This is a genomic window from Staphylococcus pseudintermedius (assembly GCF_034042775.1).
Classification (GTDB): Bacteria; Bacillota; Bacilli; order Staphylococcales; family Staphylococcaceae; genus Staphylococcus; species Staphylococcus pseudintermedius.
Genome location: NZ_CP120150.1, coordinates 105,298 through 123,214, shown reverse-complemented (window position 1 = coordinate 123,214; position 17,917 = coordinate 105,298). Strand labels below are relative to the sequence as shown.

Here is a 17,917-nt window from a genome sequence, read left to right as displayed (position 1 = left end):
CCTTATACTTCAGAAAATTTTGGTGTTTCGATCAGTTGGATACTTTCTGGATATTTTCCTTCTGAGTCAAACACGATAATTTCATTTTGTCCTTGTTTCAAAAATGCTTTAGGAATGTAGAGCGATTGTGACGGTCCAATTTCCCAATAACGACCGATGTTGAATCCGTTGACGAGTACAACACCTTTTCCGAAACCGCTTACATCAATATGCGTATTGTTCGACTCTGCTAAGTCAAATGTGTATTTGTAAAAAGCAGGTTGTTGTTCAGACCATTCACGTTTGAAATGATTCGCTGTTAAACGGTCGAAGTCGATATCGAATTGTTCCCAACCTTGTACAAAATGAAGATCTTGCATGAGTCCTTGACCTAAACCTTTACGTTGTGTCGATGCTAATAATTTGTAGCCGTAGTTGACACGACCCATATTTTCAACGAGCACATCGATTTGTGGTTGGTCAGACGTTAATGTGACTTCAAACTGATCTCCAATTTCTTCTTGATACGCTGTGTAGACATGTTGTTGGTCTACAAAACAGTGGACACGGTCTCTTGCATCTACAATTCGTAATTTTTCTTGTTCTGTCGCTTTATGGATACGCGTACGATATACCATATAACCATAGCCAGAACCCGCTTCTTCCATCGTTTGTGGGTAGAAGCTTGTCGTTTTTGTTGAAATGTCTTCAAGTACTTCGAATAAATTCACTTTGGCTGCCAATGGAATAGCTTTCATTGACATAAATGTTTTCGTTCTTGGCTCATGTTGCTCAATGTCAGGCATTTCTTCTTTGAGCATCTCTTGTAAAGCAAAGTATTTTTCTGTTGGATTACCCGCCTCATCTAACGGCGCATGATAGTCATAAGATGTCACTTGTGGTAAATCTTTCGTACCACGTGCCGAGCAACCGTTCCAAAAACCAAAGTTTGTCCCCCCATGGAACATATATAAATTAAGTGAGCCTAATTTCACTGCATCGCGCACTTCTTCAGCCAAATCATCACTGTCTCGTTTAATCACAGGTTCGCCCCAGCGATTAAACCAGCCATCCCAAAATTCCATACACATTAACGGCCACTTTTTACTAAATTCTTGTTGGAACGTCTTTAAGTTTTCGAAATTTTGAACTGTACGTGAACCAAAATTGCCAGTCGGTAAAATATCGTCTTCAATGAGACTCCCCGCTCTTAAACATTGATCCCAAGCACCGTCTGATGTGAAAAATGGTACTGTCACTCCTTCTTCACGCATCATGTGAGCAAGTGAACGTAAATAGTCGTGATCTTGACCGAATGAACCGTATTCATTTTCGACTTGCATCATGATAATCGGGCCGCCTTGATCAATTTGCAATGGCGTTAAGATTTTAAACAGTTCATGATAATATTTTTTCACTTTTTCTAAATATTTCTCATCTCTCGAACGGATGCGCATTGTACGGTCATTCAATAACCATGCTGGAAATCCACCGAACTCCCACTCCGCACAGATGTAAGGAGAAGGTCGTACGATGACGTAAAGTCCAAGCTTTGCTGCAAGTTCGATAAAATGTTTTAAATCTTTATGTCCTTTGAAGTCGTACTCATTTTCAATCGTTTCATGAAAGTTCCAAGGGACATAAGTTTCCACTGTATTAAATCCGAGTGCTTTTAAATTGTATAATGAATCTTCCCAGTCATCCTTTGGTATTCTAAAGTAATGGATGGCACCGGACAATATTTTGATTGGTTTGTCATCTAATAAAAATGTATCGCTTATTTTGAAACGACTCACATCATCACCTCATTAAGATAGAATTGGTGTTGCTGTTTTTACATTTACTTCGTTAAGCGCTTTCAAGTTATCAAGACCTTCGCTTTCCAACCATGCTTTCGCTTCTTGTTCACCTGCGTCTACAAGTGCCGCTGTTGCACCTTTCCATGTTGCACGACCACATAAAATACCGTTGAAATGTGCACCATTATCAGCTGCAAATTGGAGTGAATCCATAAATAATTGCGCAGATACGCCACCACTTAAGTAAATATAAGGGATGTTTGTTGCTGCATCTTGCGCTTTAAACGCTTCTGCCGCTTCTGCTTGCGTCATCACTGTTTTGTCTCCAAATCCCTCAACAAAGTTCATGTTTACAGGAATTTCCACTTTCAATGTGTCTACTTGGAAACGTGGTTCACTGAATACACGCATCGCTTCGTTCACTTTGTGTGGACGAACTTTCGCAAATGCTTCACCTTTTTCGTCACCAATGCTGTCATCGTATGTTAAGATTTCAAGTAAGAATGGGACGTTTTCAGCTTGACACTCTGTTCCTACACGTTCGATCATCGCTTGTTTCTTTTGATTGATTTCGTCTGATTCATCTACATCATAGTAAAGTAAGAACTTCACTGCGTCTGCACCTGCTGCAACAAGACGACGTACGCTTTGATCTTCAATTAGACGTGGTAAACGTCCAGGCCGAGACTTATCATAACCTGTTTGTTCATAAGATAAGATTAAGCCTGCTTTTGCATCTTTCGCTTTTGCAGCATCTAAACCATATTCAGGGTCTACTAAAAAGCTAGAACCATGTGACGTTAACACTTCTGCTACCAATTTTTTAAATAATGACAAGTTTTCAGGTGTTCCTGTGTCACCTAACAATTTTCTTAATGCGCCACGTTGGTCTACTGCCACTGCTGCATAGATTCCATTTTCATCTACTAAACGACTTAAATCTTTTACCATTCAAACCTCTCCACTTCTATTTCATTTTTAATTTCAGCGACTTGGTTGACATCAATAAAGCCTGTTTTTTCTTGTAAAGCATTCGACGTCCCACATGCTAAGGCTTGACGAATTAACGCTTCTGGCGCTAAACCTTGATCCACACTGTAAGCAATACCTGCAACAGTCGAATCACCTGAACCGACTGGATTAACAATATCCTTATGTGGCAATGTCGCACGATAAACATCTTGCTTCCACTTCACAAGCGCACCGTCTCCACCTAGTGTTAAAAAGACGTCGCAATTGCTAAAATACGCATGTGTCTGTAACAAACGTGCACAATCATCAATCGTTAACTGTGTTTCACCGACTAGCATTTCAAATTCAGATTGATTCGGTTTAATACAGTGAATCGGTAACTTCGCTTCTAACAGTGCTTTTAACTCGCCCGCATGCGTATCGACAATATTGTACGTATGTGGGAATGCTTTTAAAATGCGTGCCATATGGTCAAACTTCGAATGCGTTTCGAACTGCGGTGAACTGCCGCTGATCGTCATCACTTTCGCATCCGCAGCATGTTGTGTGACATTTTCAAAATAAGCTTGTTGTTCGCTTTCTGAAATCGTTGGCCCTTGCTCAAGGACTTCCGTTTGGGCTTGGCCATCATTCAACGCTAAACTTTGCCTTGTCTGTCCTTGGATTAACGTAAACGCACTTGTAATTCCCATCTCTTTCAACGTATCGGCCATCCACTGACCATTGGCGCCGCCGAGATAGCCAAACGCACAGTGTGCCGCACCTAATTGATGTAGTACTTTCGTCACGTTAATTCCTTTACCGCCTGGATTTTCGATTTTCTGTTTGACACGATGGACTTCACCAACCACAAGTGGATCAATCTCGTACGTAATGTCTACAGATGGATTAAATGTATGTGTTGCAATCATAATTCCTCACCCTTTAACTGGATAAACCGTTACCCCTTTAACGACACGGTTAATGAAGCCGTCTGGACTTGGGTTATCCGGATTTAAACCTAATGCATTAGAACGTTGCGCAGCGAGTAACTGGCCAAACATTAAATATTGCAATGCGAGCTCCATATCTGATAATGATTCAGATTGTGGTAATTGAACAGTATGCTCACTTGCATCACTTTGACCGTCTAAAATATACATTTTGTAACGATCTTTCACTTGGCCCACTTCTTTAATCAAGTCGTCTTCGTATTGACGATGATATGTACCATTACTACGCATCATAATGAAAATAGCGTCTTTGCTTAAACCTGCTTTAGGACCGTGTCTGAAACCTAACGTTGTTTCACGTGCGATTTCTGTTTGTCCTGCCGTTAATTCGTTCAGTTTTAAGCTCACTTCTTTTGTTAACTCACCAATCAAACCTGTCGCTACATAGAACACTTTTGAAAATGTCATTGCGTTCACAGCTTGAGCTTGTTGTTCGAGCCACTCAAAGTTTGATTCTGCAATCTCGAAAAATTGTGGACTCACTTCACCACCGAAGAGTAAATAACTTGCAAATAACATAGATGAAAAGCTGGATGTCATTGCGAGTGACTTGTCGTTTGTTTCTTCAGGCAAAATCACTTTGAACACATTGTCTTTCTCCGCTTCGTATGCCCCTAAGAAGCCATCTTTATTATTTGTAATGAATAAGTGATACACATGTTGAGAAAGTTCATTCACAAATTCGACTGTCGCTTTCGTTTCTGGACTGTTACCGGAACGCGCAAACGATACAACAAGATACACTGTTTGGTTATCAATATAAAGTTGTGGATCGGTCACAAAATGTGTTGTCGGTACAGACTCAAATTCAAAGTTTGGCATTACAGAGGTGTTGCGTGCCATACGTGCGACATCTCCGACATAAGCGCTTGATCCTGCGCCTGTGAAAAGTACTTTTAATTTTTTCCCTGAATGTGTTTGTTCGATTTGATTCACAAATTGCTTGAATGCCTCTTGTTGCCCTTGAACAATATCAAACGTTTTTTTCAAAGTTTGTGGCTGTTGCTTTATTTCGCGATAAGTATCTGTTTCATGTAACACAATACTACCTCCCATATCATTTTTATGGTTACATCAATTGCACGGTGTATTTATATTTATGTCCACTTGCAATGCTTTGTGTAAACTCAATCAAATCTTCATCTACATAACTAAAGCGTTCAATAAACATGCAACTATCATCGACTACACCATTCAACAATTTCGCATGTTCTTTACTCAACTTACTTGCCGTCAAATTCTCACAAGCATTCGTTATCTGCAAACCGTAATGATAATTGAGCGTTTCATAAAGAGAGACACGATTAAAATCAAATTGCTCGAGCCCTTCACAAAAACGCATCGGCAAATAACTCACCTCGTATATGAGTGGGACATCATTCGAAAGTCGTAAGCGCTTTAATTCATAAACATATTGATAGGGTTTCAAATTCATTTTTTCTTGCAAAAACGTGGTAGATGGGATGAGTTTAATGCTTAACATTTTTGTACTCGCCTCATCACCATTTTTTTCTATCTCATCTTTAAAACTATAAAGCTCGTTCAAAAACTGTGTATATTGACTACCGAGTACAAAGGATCCTTTGCCGTGTTCGCGTTTAATGACATGATCTTTTTCTAAGCGATCTAAAGCTTCACGCACAGTAATTCGACTCACGCCAAACTGCTCACACAGCTTGCGTTCTGATGGTATTTTATCGCCTTCTTTATACTCACCAGCCTTAATACGACTATGAATGCCCTTGTACACTTGATAGTACAATGGTAATTTTTCAGACATGATATGATTCACCCCTACTGGTTATAACCACCTTGAATTATAAAGACTCTTACTATTTTTGTAAAGACTTTAATTTTAATTTTCGCCTTTTAAATAAAACGTTTACAACATTGTCCATGGCAACTTACAACACTATTGTTGCACTTTTAGAAAACCCTTTCAAAATCATTGCTCAAAAAAATTTTTTCTATCGTTTTTCTGGTTATAACCACTCTAATTTTTTTTTAGTTTGCGTACTATTGAACAATCGTAACAAACAATGTCGCTGTGTACATTTCTTGCAATTCCAAAAGCGCTGCATAGCGATAAAAAAGTGGTATTATTTTCGACTCTACAATCTGCCAAAAGTACGATAACACCGGATTTGTAAGGGTTTACAAAGAAGTATAAAAATTATATATTCTATTCAATTAATCTTATGAGGAGTGCATAGACAAATGTTTAATCAACAAAAACAACACTATGGTATCCGGAAATATGCAATCGGGACTTCATCAGTATTATTAGGCATGACATTATTTATCACACATGACGCAACTGCATCTGCAGCTGAAAACAATACACCTGCAAAGACAGAGACAAATCAAGCAGCAACAATTTCTTCTCGCACTTCGCCAACCGACGTCGTTCAACCTAATGCAGACACGAATGCTACAACGGCGACTAAAGAGACAACACCACAATCAGATTCAACAGCATTACCGCAAGCAGCAGCGCAACCTCAAACGGGCCAAACAGCATCGAAAGACACAGTAGATACAAATAAAACGCAAACAGCAGATTCCACAACCGCTCCTCCTGTGACAGACGCGCCAAAAGCTAATGACGACACAACACAGCCAGAAGCTGCGACTGTAGCCAAAAAAGAAGATGCTCAGACACCATCGACTGCAGACCCTACACCACAAGCGCAACAACCGCCTCAGTCAAAAGCACCTCAAGAAACGCAACAACAATCAACAGTTGAAGATACAACGCCACAACAAAACGCATCAACTGAAGCACACCCTAAAAATGTAGATACCGCTTCAACAAAACAACAACAAACAACGCCAGCAACGGCACCGACACCTTACACACAACAAGCAGACGAAGCAATGACAGATGTCACAACAACCAGTGTCGACAGCAACGTACAGCCGTTAGCCCCTGCAGAAGATCAACCTAAAAATACGAACACAGCTGACAAAGCAACCGTTGCGACACCACCACGTGACAATGCTAAGACTGCTGATCCGAACAAAAAAATGACACGTGCAGCAACGACACAACAAGATGATGCCGTCGATACATTGAAGTCAAAAGAAATGACAGCAACGATCGATAAAAGTTTTCCAGCCGTTAAATATTACACATTGAAAAATGGTAAAAAAGTCGATGCACAACTGACGGATGCACGTCAAATCATCGTCAATGGTGAAGTCATTACACCAACAGTCAAATACAACAAAATTGATGATCATACGGCTGAATATGACTTAACAGCACAAAATGATTCACGTTCGATTGATGCCAATTTTAAATTCCGTTTATCAGTTGAAGGTAAGACCGTTGATTTACAAATGACAGATTACACGAACAACAACACAGAGCCACAAAACGTCATTCGCAACTTTAGCTTTGTAAGTCAATCGCTCGTATCTGTAAACAATCAACAGAAAAATGCCAAACTGCAAACATCGAAACTGTCTACAAATACAATGAAAAGCGGCGATAAATCATATCATATCGATGAAAATTTCAAAAACGACTTCAACGACTTTATGATGTACGGTTTCGTGTCAAATGATGATTACAGTGCAGGATTGTGGAGTAACGCACAAATTGGCGTCGGTATTGGTGAACAAGACTTCTTACGTGTCTACGCACAGTCTACACAAACAGATAACGGGGTCGCTGTCGGTTTAGGCTCAATGCCATGGTTTATCCAAAAAGACACTGCACATCCAGATGCGAAAAATCAAGGACTACTCCCACATGTCAAAGTTGCAATTGCGGAAGATGAAAATCAAGATGGTGAAATTAACTGGCAAGACGGTGCAATTGCTTATCGTAGCATTATGAACAATCCATATGGTGCCGAAGAAGTACCTGACCTTGTTGGGTACCGTATCGCGATGAACTTTGGTTCTCAAGCGCAAAACCCATTTTTAAAGACGTTAGATGGTGTGAAAAAATTCTATCTCAATACAGATGGTTTAGGGCAATCCATTTTATTAAAAGGTTATAACAGTGAAGGCCACGACTCTGGTCATTTAGATTACGCGAATATTGGTCAACGTATAGGTGGCGTGAAAGACTTTAAAACGTTACTTCAAAAAGGGGCAGATTATGGCGCACGTTTCGGTCTTCATGTGAATGCATCTGAAACATATCCAGAGTCTCAAGCATTCAACCCTGCCCTCTTACGTAAAGATGCGAATGGAAACTATATGTATGGCTGGAACTGGCTCGATCAAGGCTTTAACATCGATGCAGATTACGATTTAATACACGGGCGTAAAGAACGCTTCGAAGCACTCAAACAAATTGTCGGTGATGACCTCGACTTTATTTATGTCGATGTATGGGGGAATGGACAATCCGGCGACAATACAGCTTGGCCATCACATCAATTAGCCAAAGAAATCAACGACTTAGGATGGCGCGTCGGTGTCGAATGGGGTCACGGTATGGAATATGACTCCACGTTCCAACATTGGGCAGCCGACTTAACGTATGGATCGTACCAAAATAAAGGGATTAACTCAGAGGTAGCACGCTTCTTACGCAACCATCAAAAAGATTCATGGGTCGGTAACTATCCAAAATACTCAGGTGCAGCTGACTTCCCATTGCTCGGCGGTTATGACATGAAAGATTTTGAAGGTTGGCAAGGTCGTAACGATTACTCTGCTTACATTAAAAATATTTTCAATGTTGATGTACCAACAAAGTTTTTACAACATTATAAAGTGATGCGTATTGTCGATGGTGAGCCTGTTAAAATGACTGCCAATGGTCAAACGATTGACTGGACACCAGAAATGCAAGTCGATTTACAAAATGAAGCCGGTGATCAAGTCACTGTTAAACGTAAATCTAACGACTATGAAAACGACATTGACAACTACCGCTCACGTACAATCGAATTGAATGGTCGCACAGTACTCGATGGCGATTCATACCTTTTACCATGGAATTGGGATGCGAACGGCCAACCATTAACTGGCGATAACGAAAAATTATATCACTGGAATAAAAAAGGCGGTTCAACGACTTGGACACTGCCTGAATCATGGGATACAGACCAAGTCGTGCTATACGAATTATCTGAAACGGGTCGTAAGTCACCACGTACAGTGGCAGTGAAAGACCATCAAGTGACACTCGATAATATTAAAGCAGACACACCGTATGTCGTTTATAAAGTCGCACAACCAGACAACACAGATGTGAACTGGAGCGAAGACATGCACGTGAAAGATGCCGGCTTCAACTCACAACAACTGACACCTTGGACAATCGAAGGCAATCAAGATAAAGTGAGCATCGAAAAGTCGACAACATCAAATGAAATGTTGAAAATCGATAGTCCAACAAAAACAACGCAATTAACGCAACAATTGACAGGTTTAGTGCCAGGACAACGTTACGCTGTCTATGTTGGCATCGATAACCGCAGTAATGCAGCGGCGCATATTGCAGTGACACATAACGGTAAAACGCTCGCAAGTAACGAAACAGGTCAATCGATCGCGAAAAACTATGTGAAAGCAGATGCACATAGTAACAATGCTGCGACGTTTAAAAATGGCGGTAGTTACTTCCAAAACATGTACGTGTACTTCGTTGCGCCAGAAGATGGTAAAGCAGACTTGACGATTCAACGCGACCCAGGTGAAGGTGCCACTTATTTCGATGATATTCGTGTGTTAGAAAATAACGCGAATCTCCTTCAAAACGGCACATTCAACCAAGACTTCGAAAATGTACCACAAGGGTTATTCCCGTTCGTCGTGTCAGAAGTTGAAGGCGTTGAAGATAATCGCGTTCACTTATCTGAAAAGCACGCACCGTATACACAACGCGGATGGAATAATAAACGTGTCGATGATGTCATTGATGGCAAATGGTCACTTAAAGTAAACGGTCAAACAGGTAAAGATAAAATGGTCATCCAAACGATTCCGCAAAACTTCTACTTCGAACCAGGAAAAACGTATGAAGTGTCATTTGATTATGAAGCAGGTTCTGATGATACGTATGCATTTGCGACAGGTAGTGGGGACATTTCTAAAAATCGTAACTTTGAAAAGACACCATTGAAAAATACAGTCGATGGTGGCAAAGCGAAACGGGTGACATTTAAAGTGACGGGTGATGAAAATGGTCAAACTTGGATCGGTATTTACTCAACGAAAACACCAAATGATCCACGAGGCGTGAAAAATGGCAATCAAATCAACTTCGAAGGGACGAAAGATTTCATTCTAGACAACCTTTCTATCCGTGAAATTCACGCACCGAAGCCTGATGCCACACAAGAAAGCGGTGATAGCTCACCAATGAATGAAACAGATGAGCGTAACGTCAATTCAAACGGTACATCAGCCGATCATAGTGAGACAACTGATGTCAATGTCAGTGCAACGACAGATGATACAGCAGTCAAAGGCGAAATGACGACAAACGGAACAGATGCACCAACTGTTACACTGCCTGAAGCAACGATAGTAGATGAAGGCACGTCAAACCCTGTCACTACAACACCAACGAATACAACACAAGCTATGCCAAATAAGGCTGATGAGATGCCACAAGCGATGAACAATGTTCCTTTAACTGGCATGGCTACCGATATGATGCAGTCTCATGCGGTGGGTTCAATGTCAACAACACTAGCAGCTACAAATCAAGTGGCGGCACCTGTGCATCAAACAGCAGGACCTATGCAACATGGTATGGACAGTGCTTCAACGCAACACGCACCCGTACAAGTTGACAATGTCACAGCACCGCCATTACCAGATGAACAGTTTGCCGAATTACCTAAAACTGGGGATACGACTCCAAATACACGTGGACCTTTAATGGCGATGATAGTTGGCGCAGTCTTAACAGCATTCGGATTCAGACGCCAACGTAAAGAAAAATAGAACAAATAGGAAGAGGCTGGGACATTACCCTCAGTACACATTGTTATCCAATTTTTGACTTGAGTTGCGCTGCGAATACCATATTTGATCGCTAAATCATATGAAGACAAATCAGAATGTAAGTATTCGTTAATGATATTGAGTTTTAATTTTTTAGAGTAACAATTTCTTTTAGTATTCGGTAAAAGTACGTCAATGCCATGCGCTTTATAATCCCTATACTTATAAGAAAGGGTTTGTGGATTAATATCAATGTTTAAAGCGTTGATAATATATTGAAATGAATATCCTTTTTCATAAGCTTCAAAAATATGAAGATATTGATTAGCATTAAGTTTTTTAATAAAAGACATAAAAACTCCCTCCAAAGCTTTCATTTTTTAATATCCACTTTGGAGGGAGCATATCAATCATAATTCTTTGTTAGATATTTGTAGAGTACTTATAAAGATCGAATGTAAGAATATGTGTTCAACTCATAAACTAAATAGTTTTTCTAAAATTTTGATTCTATATTTACTCACTTAGGTAATCAGACAATATATACATAAAATTAATTTTGTAAAGTTTTTAACCTCTCATTCAGAGACCACACCTCCCACAACTACATTAACAATTAAATTATGTTTGGTTTTTAATATTGTTGTTGACATTATTGATGCTTTTTATTATTTTATAGCTATAAGGAGGCAAAAATTGGGATTTATAGAGACTTTCAACTATTTAATTTCAGTAAAAATTAAGGTGTGATGGTTTTTATTATTACCTTAGTTCTTACTGTAATAAATTTTGAGGTACACAACTAAAAAGTTTGAATGTATATTGCTATCGTGTGCAATCATCATAGTCACTAGTTTTTTTATTTTGGGATTATGCTAATGTCTCTTTTAAATGACAATAGCTTTTTACACTTTTATTTATATATGTTTTCTATAAATTTCATAATATCTTTTGTAATAATACCAACAATTTTTATGAAATTAATACTTAATACCAGTTTAGTTTCTTTATTTCAGGACGTTTTCGAATTTAAAAGGTTAGGCGTACTTTTTACAATCACATCTTTAATATCTTTATATCTAGTTAAATTAGATGCCACAGTAGAATATGCTGTTGTTGCTTTGGGAGAAGAATTTTTATTCCGTCATTTAATATTCATTTTATTAATGAGGTCATTCAATAATAAAGAATCTATTTTAATAGGATCTTTATTATTTGCTTTGATAATTCATCTAAACGGCAATTTATTTATTAATTTACTAACAAAATTTCCTTTCAGCATCATTTTGTACTACCTAACAAATAAATATAGACTACAAGATGCTGTTATAGTTCATTGGTTACACAATGTATTAGTCTATAAATTTTCTTAAATATCTTTTTATCGGGGTTGTTTTTATTGTTTTCAAAACGAAAAGTTCTTTTACTTTCTCTCATATCGAATATTTTGTTATCTATTGTAATGTCTGTCATCAACGTAAACTTAGGAATTATTACAATGATTTTTGGAATTATTCTTATTCCTATATTACTTAACTTTACACTTTTATGCCTTAGTAACAAAGTTTATAACATAGCAAGTATTTTTTTTATGAGCTTCTTTAACTTGATTTATTACATAATTTCCGCTAAATCTATACAGAACAATCCAAAATTTTTAAAGCTTGCCTCTACATATACACATCAAAGCAACGGTTTTTATGTTGAAATGAATACCAATCTATTATCATTTACTCAAATTGTTTTTATAATTCTTTTCTATTTTACTTTAACTTTTCTAATTATGATATTTTTTAAGAGGAGAGTTAATCACCATGCTAAAACTAAATAATATTTATAAAACATACAAAAATAGTGATAAAATAATATTAAATGATATTAATTTAACCGTTGCAGAAGGGGAGATAGTTGGTTTATTAGGTAAGAATGGTGCTGGTAAAACAACACTTATGAAAATAATTGCAAAATCAAAAAAACCCACTTCTGGCACAGTATATATCAACAATATTAATATCTTTAATGAATTTAATATTCTCGATAATGTTGGGATTATGATTGACACCGTTTATTATGACCACTTATCTGCAGAAAAAAACTTACGCTACTTCTTGAATGTTAATAATAAAACAGAGTATATAAAAAATATCAATCAAGTACTTGATATGGTTGGACTGTTAAGTGTAAGTAATAAAAAAATTAAACATTTCTCGTTTGGAATGAAACAGAGATTATCTTTAGCAATGTGTCTTATTATTGAACCAAAATTAGCAATAATGGATGAACCTTTTGTTGGATTGGATCCTAACGGTGTCCAAAGCTTAATATTATCACTTAAGAAATGGGTGAAAATTAAAAACACCTCTCTTTTAATATCTAGTCACCAACTCAATGAACTAGAAGCTGTTTGTGATCGATTTGTTTTTTTGAAAGAAGGCCAGTTGCATGAAATTCAATTGGATGAATTTCAATTCCTCAAGATTATAGTTGATAAAGAAATTGAAAATGAGCACATACTTTTATTCAAAAGAGAGTTCCCTATAATTAGTAAAATAGAAAAAAATGTTATATACATTCCAAATGACGCTCGTCATTACAATGCATTATTAAAATTTGTACTTTCACACTATAATCTTGTTCATATTGATACACCAAAACAAGGATTATATAGTGCATTCGATTACTTTGAAAGAAATGAGGAATAATATGTTACAAAAAAGTATATTTAACAATATGCTATCACTTACTTCATCTAAAATTTTCCTTGCACTTTCTTTATATCCTTTTCTTTACCTAATCACTTTATTCCTTCCAACTAATTTCATGCAAATTGGTGGTATTGACAATGGTCTATCTGGATTAGATTTTTATTATGGTATAGTAATTGCACAATCACAATTTGCAATACCACTAATAATGATGTCTTACTTTGTTAGTAAGCTTTTTTATGAGGAACACAATACTGGTAAACTCATTATTTATAAAGATATCAAGAGATCTCGTTTATTGAACGCAAAATTGCATACTTTGCTTTCATTCTATGGTTTATATTTAATCTTATTATTTATTTCATCTGAAATTCTATATTTCAGTTTTATCAAAAATTTTAATTACGCGTCAGGGAGTTTTCTACCCGCAGATAAAACTATAATTTATAATGATTTACTAAATATAATTGGACTTTTTGAAATTTCTTTTATCGCTATTTTTTTTGCTATATTGTTATCTATGAGATTTTCATCTGGATTTACCATTTTAGGTGTCATCCTCCTGTTTATGATTATCTCTATCGCTCCATTAATCAAGGGGATGCAGTATATTTTTCCAAACAGCTATAACAACGTTGTTGATTTAAACGATTTTTTTATTAAACTATTTTTTTCAATTCTTATAACTTCCTTTTACTCACTTTTGTTTTACATTTTGAGTTTGCGAATTTTTAATAATCTGGAATATTGAATTGAAAACAAATAATTGTAAAAAAATACTATCTATCAATATAAAGTGGCTGAAAAAGCTACTTTATATTGACACATCTAAACTAATATTTAATCATCAACTAAAATTTGAAGATGTCTCCTCTAAATTTTTAGGTGTATATGCAATACATTTATATGAGTCTAGTGCCATATTTTTCTTAAATGCCAAATAAGCACCGAAACAAGCTAAAACAATGCCTAAAACTAAACTGACACTCAATTGAGATTCACCTAATAATACACTTGCGATTCTCCCAATAGCCGGAAACATCGGCACCATGTAACTACTCTCCGAGGCGCCGATATTTTGAATTAATTTCAAAATAAAACAGCCACGCAAGAAAAGAAGCTAAAACTGATAAATAAAGGAGACCTATCCAAAATTCACGTCTGTATGAACAGTATAATGTCGGCCTTGGATTAACTTATAAAACAGTAAGAATAGAACAGCTCCCACCATACCAAACGCATTTGCAAGAACCGGATGCATCCCTCTGTTACTATTGAACAACGACAAGACATCCCCTACAAAAGTGATAGTTGTTCCAAAGGTTGCCATCACAATGCCCATAATGAACTCGCTGGACAAATGGTTCAAATCGGGAGACAAAATCACCATGACGCTGAGAATCCCTAACAAACCTCCGATATAAATTTTAGGGGCTATAGACTTTTTAAATACAATGCTAATGAGAACTGGTGTCAAAATAGATTCCATTAAAAAAATGAGCGTCACAATGGCTGCTGTACTATAAAACGTCCCGTAATAGAGCAACAAATAACTCACAGTAAAATTGCAAAGGCCGAAACCTACCACTGTTAACCAATTCACATTGTTTAATGCAACACGTTGACGTAACCCCCATAACAACACACTAAACAATACTAACGCAATTATAGAGAGATAAAGGAGTGCCACTTCTAAGCTGATACTTTCCCCTTGTATTTTAACCGCTATAAAATTAAGACCCCAAATCAGCATACAAAAAATATACATAACAGCGTTCATCGTCCCACTCCTATATTTCTTTAATCAATTTCAAGAGGTAACTTCGCTTTGATAATGTTCAATTTCTAACTTCACTTAACAATCCCAGTCAATTCATCAATAAATGACTGAAAAGCATGTTGAGTGACATTCAATTTAACCGCTACACCCGAATCTGTACCTGTATTTGAGCACAGCATCCCCGAATCATAGTGCACGTAAAGTATGATTTCGTCGTCCTCAAGATGAATCACAGACAAATAGAGACCTGGTTCTAAAAAGGAAATGTCAGTCATACCCGTTTTTAACTCAAACTGCTGTAGCTGCTACATATCACTCTCAAATAGCGCTAAATCTGTGGAAACATTTTGGTTTTCAAACGTGCTCGTTACTTTGTAGTTGAAAATTTTGTCACCTTTTTCATCTGTTATTGCATCCAATCAGAATCATAAAAAGTTATGACACCGTACTGAAAGATCGCCATTTCATTATTATGACGTTCGGTTTCAGTATATTGATGATGGGGGAACTTTCCGCGTCTTCATACATTGTGATACGGTTGAAAGAGATCTTCAATCCTATCCATCTTGCATATTTAAACATTGATGGCGTTAAAATGTTTTCTATACTGATGATTGTAAACACGGTCATTGTCATTTCTTGTACATATATCATTTCTAAGTGGTCCATGTCGTACAATCAAAAATATATTTTGTTACTTGGCATGGTCATGGACGTCGTCGGTTATGCGAATGTGACCCATTCGAAGCATCACCTTCCTGTATACCCTAATTTATTGAATCAACAGTTTAAAGTATCACAACCTGGCAGCGTTTGGGTGGCGGATATCACGTATGTATACACGAAAGAAGGATGGCTCTATTTAGCAACTGTCATGGATTTGTTTTCCCGTAGAATCATTGGCTAGGCGATGGCACCTCGTATGACTAAAGCACTTGTGATATCAGCTTTAAACAAAGCGTATACAATTCAAGAACCTAGAGAGGGATTAATCCACCACTCAGACCGAGGAAGTCAATATGCCTCAATAGAATATCAAAATTTACTACGTGAAGAAGAGATTCAGAGCAGTATGAGTCGTATAGAAAACTGTTACGACAAGGCATGTATAGCATCTTTTCATAGTATCATCAAAAAGGAATTGATATATCATCAGAACTATAAAATCAGGAATGGAGCGATGTATAGCATTGTGGCGTATCTCCTTACTTTTTACAATTCTAAAAGCGTGCATTCAACGTTAAATGATATGAGCCCCATTGAATTTGAGAAGAAATACGCAACAAAATCACCTAGCCCAACATGTACTTTTTAATTTTCAAAAGTACATGTTGGGCTAGGCCAGCAAGCGAAGCGCGGTAGAATTCTCTCTTTTCTGTGTCCGGTTTCTTGACATAGATCCAAATTAAAACCTGCCATTTTTATGGATTGAATACTAGTTTAATAAAATATGGTTTATATTAACTACATCCAATTCATGGCGTATTCTCTAGATTGCAAGAATCTATTCTGTCCATCTCCAAGATGATAACCGAATGTATCAATGTCTTCCTCAAACTATTCGAAAACCTTTTCTCATAATGAAACTAAAATAGATATAAAGTACCATGATTAAGACCGTAACAATGAAATAAACGACAGCTTGATGATGGTTCAACACGACGCCGAAAAACAACAGTGCAACGGGGTATGATATGTCTAGCAGTGTCTGTTTGAATGTCATCACATACCCTCGATACTTTTCCTCAATAGCCTCTTGCAAGTAGTTCGATGTCGGTATGATCGCTAATGGTTGCGATAAGCCCATCAAGCCGTTCAATATGAACAATAACAGCATGGCGACCGCTGTATTCATTTGAAAGACCACCATGATGCCTAAAATCAACACTGTGACACATTGTAATAACATGGCACGTTCATAAGTCGACTTCAAATTGTCTTTCTCAGAATTCATGCCTAGCCATACAGAGACAGCCACCATTCCAACTGTAAAGCCAGCAACAACGACGCCATATTGCGGTGCAGATAACTGCATGGATTGTACTGCTGCAATCGGCATACCAATTGAAAAGACAGCGACCAAAAAATGCAAGGCTACCATGATAATGAAGAAATGTTTCAACGCTTTTTGCTGCTTTAAATAACGATAACCTTCTCGCAAACTTTTCTTCATCTGCTTATTTTCAAATTTCACTTCTTTATCTAATGGCAAGTTTAAGACAAAGAGGACCGCCAGAGCTTCTGTAATAAGGTTGAGTAATGCTAAAGTTTCGATATTAAAGAAAGCAATCATCATGCCCCCTATGATTGGAGCAAGGAAATGAATCGCCGTATTAGTTGTTAATGTCAATGATGTATACCGTTCAGCGTCTCCTTTAATAATATGATTGACGTTGGCATCGATGAACATTCGGATAGTGGCATCGGTCATATTGAGTATAATGCCTAAAATGATGATGTAGTTAAAGAACATATCAAATACGATGGTGAATACAAACAGAAAAATCACATTAAGCAATTGTATCATTATGACCATCATTTTATTATGATAGCGACCCGCAAAGAGACCTAACAATGGTTCCGTCACAAGTGTAGAAATGACAATCGCTGTTAAATAAAGGGTAAAAAGGGCTGTACTGTCTGTGTGTTGTAATATGTAAAATGCGCATGCAAAACTAAAGATGCGCGAACCTACAGATGAGACGCTATTGAATAAGAGCAAGCTCGCAGTTTTAATACTCATGGTGTTTCTCTCCTCGCTAAAACCTTATA

13 protein-coding genes and 1 pseudogene are annotated in these 17,917 nt (G+C 37.2%); 6 read left to right on the top strand and 8 right to left on the bottom strand.

Features of this window, described 5'->3' with window-relative positions; all coding sequences use genetic code 11:
- Nucleotides 1-2: 2 nt before the first annotated feature.
- The 5 genes from P3U61_RS00505 to P3U61_RS00485 are packed head-to-tail and all read right to left on the bottom strand — an operon-like array spanning nucleotide 3 to nucleotide 5,522.
- On the bottom strand, nucleotides 3-1,775 hold the full coding sequence (locus P3U61_RS00505; RefSeq protein ID WP_101431298.1) for a glycoside hydrolase family 35 protein: 1,773 nt from the start codon (nucleotides 1,773-1,775) through the stop codon (nucleotides 3-5).
- Nucleotides 1,776-1,787: 12 nt separating this feature from the next.
- A complete protein-coding gene (locus P3U61_RS00500) occupies nucleotides 1,788-2,729 on the bottom strand; it encodes a tagatose 1,6-diphosphate aldolase (RefSeq protein WP_014612759.1) in 942 nt (313 codons plus the stop codon).
- Nucleotides 2,723-3,661, bottom strand: coding sequence for a 1-phosphofructokinase family hexose kinase (locus P3U61_RS00495; protein WP_014612758.1), 939 nt, complete (start codon nucleotides 3,659-3,661; stop codon nucleotides 2,723-2,725). Before P3U61_RS00495 ends, P3U61_RS00500 begins: the two co-directional genes overlap by 7 nt.
- Nucleotides 3,662-3,667: 6 nt before the next feature.
- A complete protein-coding gene (locus tag P3U61_RS00490) occupies nucleotides 3,668-4,783 on the bottom strand; it encodes an SIS domain-containing protein (RefSeq protein ID WP_014612757.1) in 1,116 nt (371 codons plus the stop codon).
- A gap of 28 nt (nucleotides 4,784-4,811) precedes the next feature.
- Entirely contained in the window at nucleotides 4,812-5,522 is a 711-nt protein-coding gene (locus tag P3U61_RS00485; protein ID WP_014612756.1) for a GntR family transcriptional regulator, read from the bottom strand.
- Between the two features lie 437 nt (nucleotides 5,523-5,959).
- On the opposite strand from P3U61_RS00485, the gene spsG reads away from it, so the two are divergent.
- From spsG to P3U61_RS00470, 5 genes are all read left to right on the top strand, one after another.
- Nucleotides 5,960-10,660 carry an LPXTG-anchored putative endo-alpha-N-acetylgalactosaminidase SpsG gene (gene spsG, locus P3U61_RS00480; protein WP_199569820.1) on the top strand — a complete coding sequence of 1,567 codons (4,701 nt, stop codon included), beginning with the start codon at nucleotides 5,960-5,962 and terminating at the stop codon, nucleotides 10,658-10,660.
- An 872-nt stretch (nucleotides 10,661-11,532) separates the two neighbouring features.
- Entirely contained in the window at nucleotides 11,533-12,033 is a 501-nt protein-coding gene (locus tag P3U61_RS12210) for a CPBP family intramembrane glutamic endopeptidase (protein ID WP_099986961.1), read from the top strand.
- Between the two features lie 89 nt (nucleotides 12,034-12,122).
- Nucleotides 12,123-12,491, top strand: a complete 369-nt coding sequence (locus P3U61_RS12205) for an Msa family membrane protein (RefSeq protein WP_373568389.1) — start codon at nucleotides 12,123-12,125, stop codon at nucleotides 12,489-12,491.
- Nucleotides 12,475-13,362, top strand: a complete 888-nt coding sequence (locus tag P3U61_RS00475) for an ABC transporter ATP-binding protein (RefSeq protein WP_199569818.1) — start codon at nucleotides 12,475-12,477, stop codon at nucleotides 13,360-13,362. Before P3U61_RS12205 ends, P3U61_RS00475 begins: the two co-directional genes overlap by 17 nt.
- Before the next feature lies 1 nt (nucleotide 13,363).
- The gene (locus P3U61_RS00470) at nucleotides 13,364-14,116 is read left to right on the top strand and encodes an amino acid transporter (RefSeq protein WP_015729776.1); all 753 of its coding nucleotides are present in this window, start codon (nucleotides 13,364-13,366) and stop codon (nucleotides 14,114-14,116) included.
- Between the two features lie 96 nt (nucleotides 14,117-14,212).
- Here P3U61_RS00470 and P3U61_RS00465 read toward each other — a convergent pair whose 3' ends face one another.
- Together P3U61_RS00465 and P3U61_RS00460 are read right to left on the bottom strand one after the other, a co-directional pair.
- A complete protein-coding gene (locus tag P3U61_RS00465) occupies nucleotides 14,213-14,416 on the bottom strand; it encodes an LPXTG cell wall anchor domain-containing protein (RefSeq protein ID WP_014612750.1) in 204 nt (67 codons plus the stop codon).
- A 93-nt stretch (nucleotides 14,417-14,509) separates the two neighbouring features.
- On the bottom strand, nucleotides 14,510-15,145 hold the full coding sequence (locus P3U61_RS00460) for a DMT family transporter (RefSeq protein WP_064485074.1): 636 nt from the start codon (nucleotides 15,143-15,145) through the stop codon (nucleotides 14,510-14,512).
- A 724-nt stretch (nucleotides 15,146-15,869) separates the two neighbouring features.
- On the opposite strand from P3U61_RS00460, the pseudogene P3U61_RS12355 reads away from it, so the two are divergent.
- Nucleotides 15,870-16,460, top strand: a pseudogene (locus P3U61_RS12355) (IS3 family transposase); the annotation flags it as partial.
- A gap of 237 nt (nucleotides 16,461-16,697) precedes the next feature.
- Here P3U61_RS12355 and P3U61_RS00450 read toward each other — a convergent pair.
- The gene (locus P3U61_RS00450; protein ID WP_063278673.1) at nucleotides 16,698-17,888 is read right to left on the bottom strand and encodes an MFS transporter; all 1,191 of its coding nucleotides are present in this window, start codon (nucleotides 17,886-17,888) and stop codon (nucleotides 16,698-16,700) included.
- Nucleotides 17,889-17,917: the final 29 nt, after the last annotated feature.

Coding starts and splice junctions, on each gene's coding strand:
- P3U61_RS00500 (WP_014612759.1), bottom strand. CDS start 2,729: ATGGTAAAAGATTTAAGTCGTTTAGTAGATGAAAATGGAATCTATGCA.
- P3U61_RS00465 (WP_014612750.1), bottom strand. CDS start 14,416: ATGGTGCCGATGTTTCCGGCTATTGGGAGAATCGCAAGTGTATTATTA.
- P3U61_RS00485 (WP_014612756.1), bottom strand. CDS start 5,522: ATGTCTGAAAAATTACCATTGTACTATCAAGTGTACAAGGGCATTCAT.
- P3U61_RS00460 (WP_064485074.1), bottom strand. CDS start 15,145: ATGAACGCTGTTATGTATATTTTTTGTATGCTGATTTGGGGTCTTAAT.
- P3U61_RS00470 (WP_015729776.1), top strand. CDS start 13,364: ATGTTACAAAAAAGTATATTTAACAATATGCTATCACTTACTTCATCT.
- P3U61_RS12205 (WP_373568389.1), top strand. CDS start 12,123: ATGTCTGTCATCAACGTAAACTTAGGAATTATTACAATGATTTTTGGA.
- P3U61_RS12210 (WP_099986961.1), top strand. CDS start 11,533: ATGCTAATGTCTCTTTTAAATGACAATAGCTTTTTACACTTTTATTTA.
- P3U61_RS00495 (WP_014612758.1), bottom strand. CDS start 3,661: ATGATTGCAACACATACATTTAATCCATCTGTAGACATTACGTACGAG.
- P3U61_RS00450 (WP_063278673.1), bottom strand. CDS start 17,888: ATGAGTATTAAAACTGCGAGCTTGCTCTTATTCAATAGCGTCTCATCT.
- spsG (WP_199569820.1), top strand. CDS start 5,960: ATGTTTAATCAACAAAAACAACACTATGGTATCCGGAAATATGCAATC.
- P3U61_RS00475 (WP_199569818.1), top strand. CDS start 12,475: ATGCTAAAACTAAATAATATTTATAAAACATACAAAAATAGTGATAAA.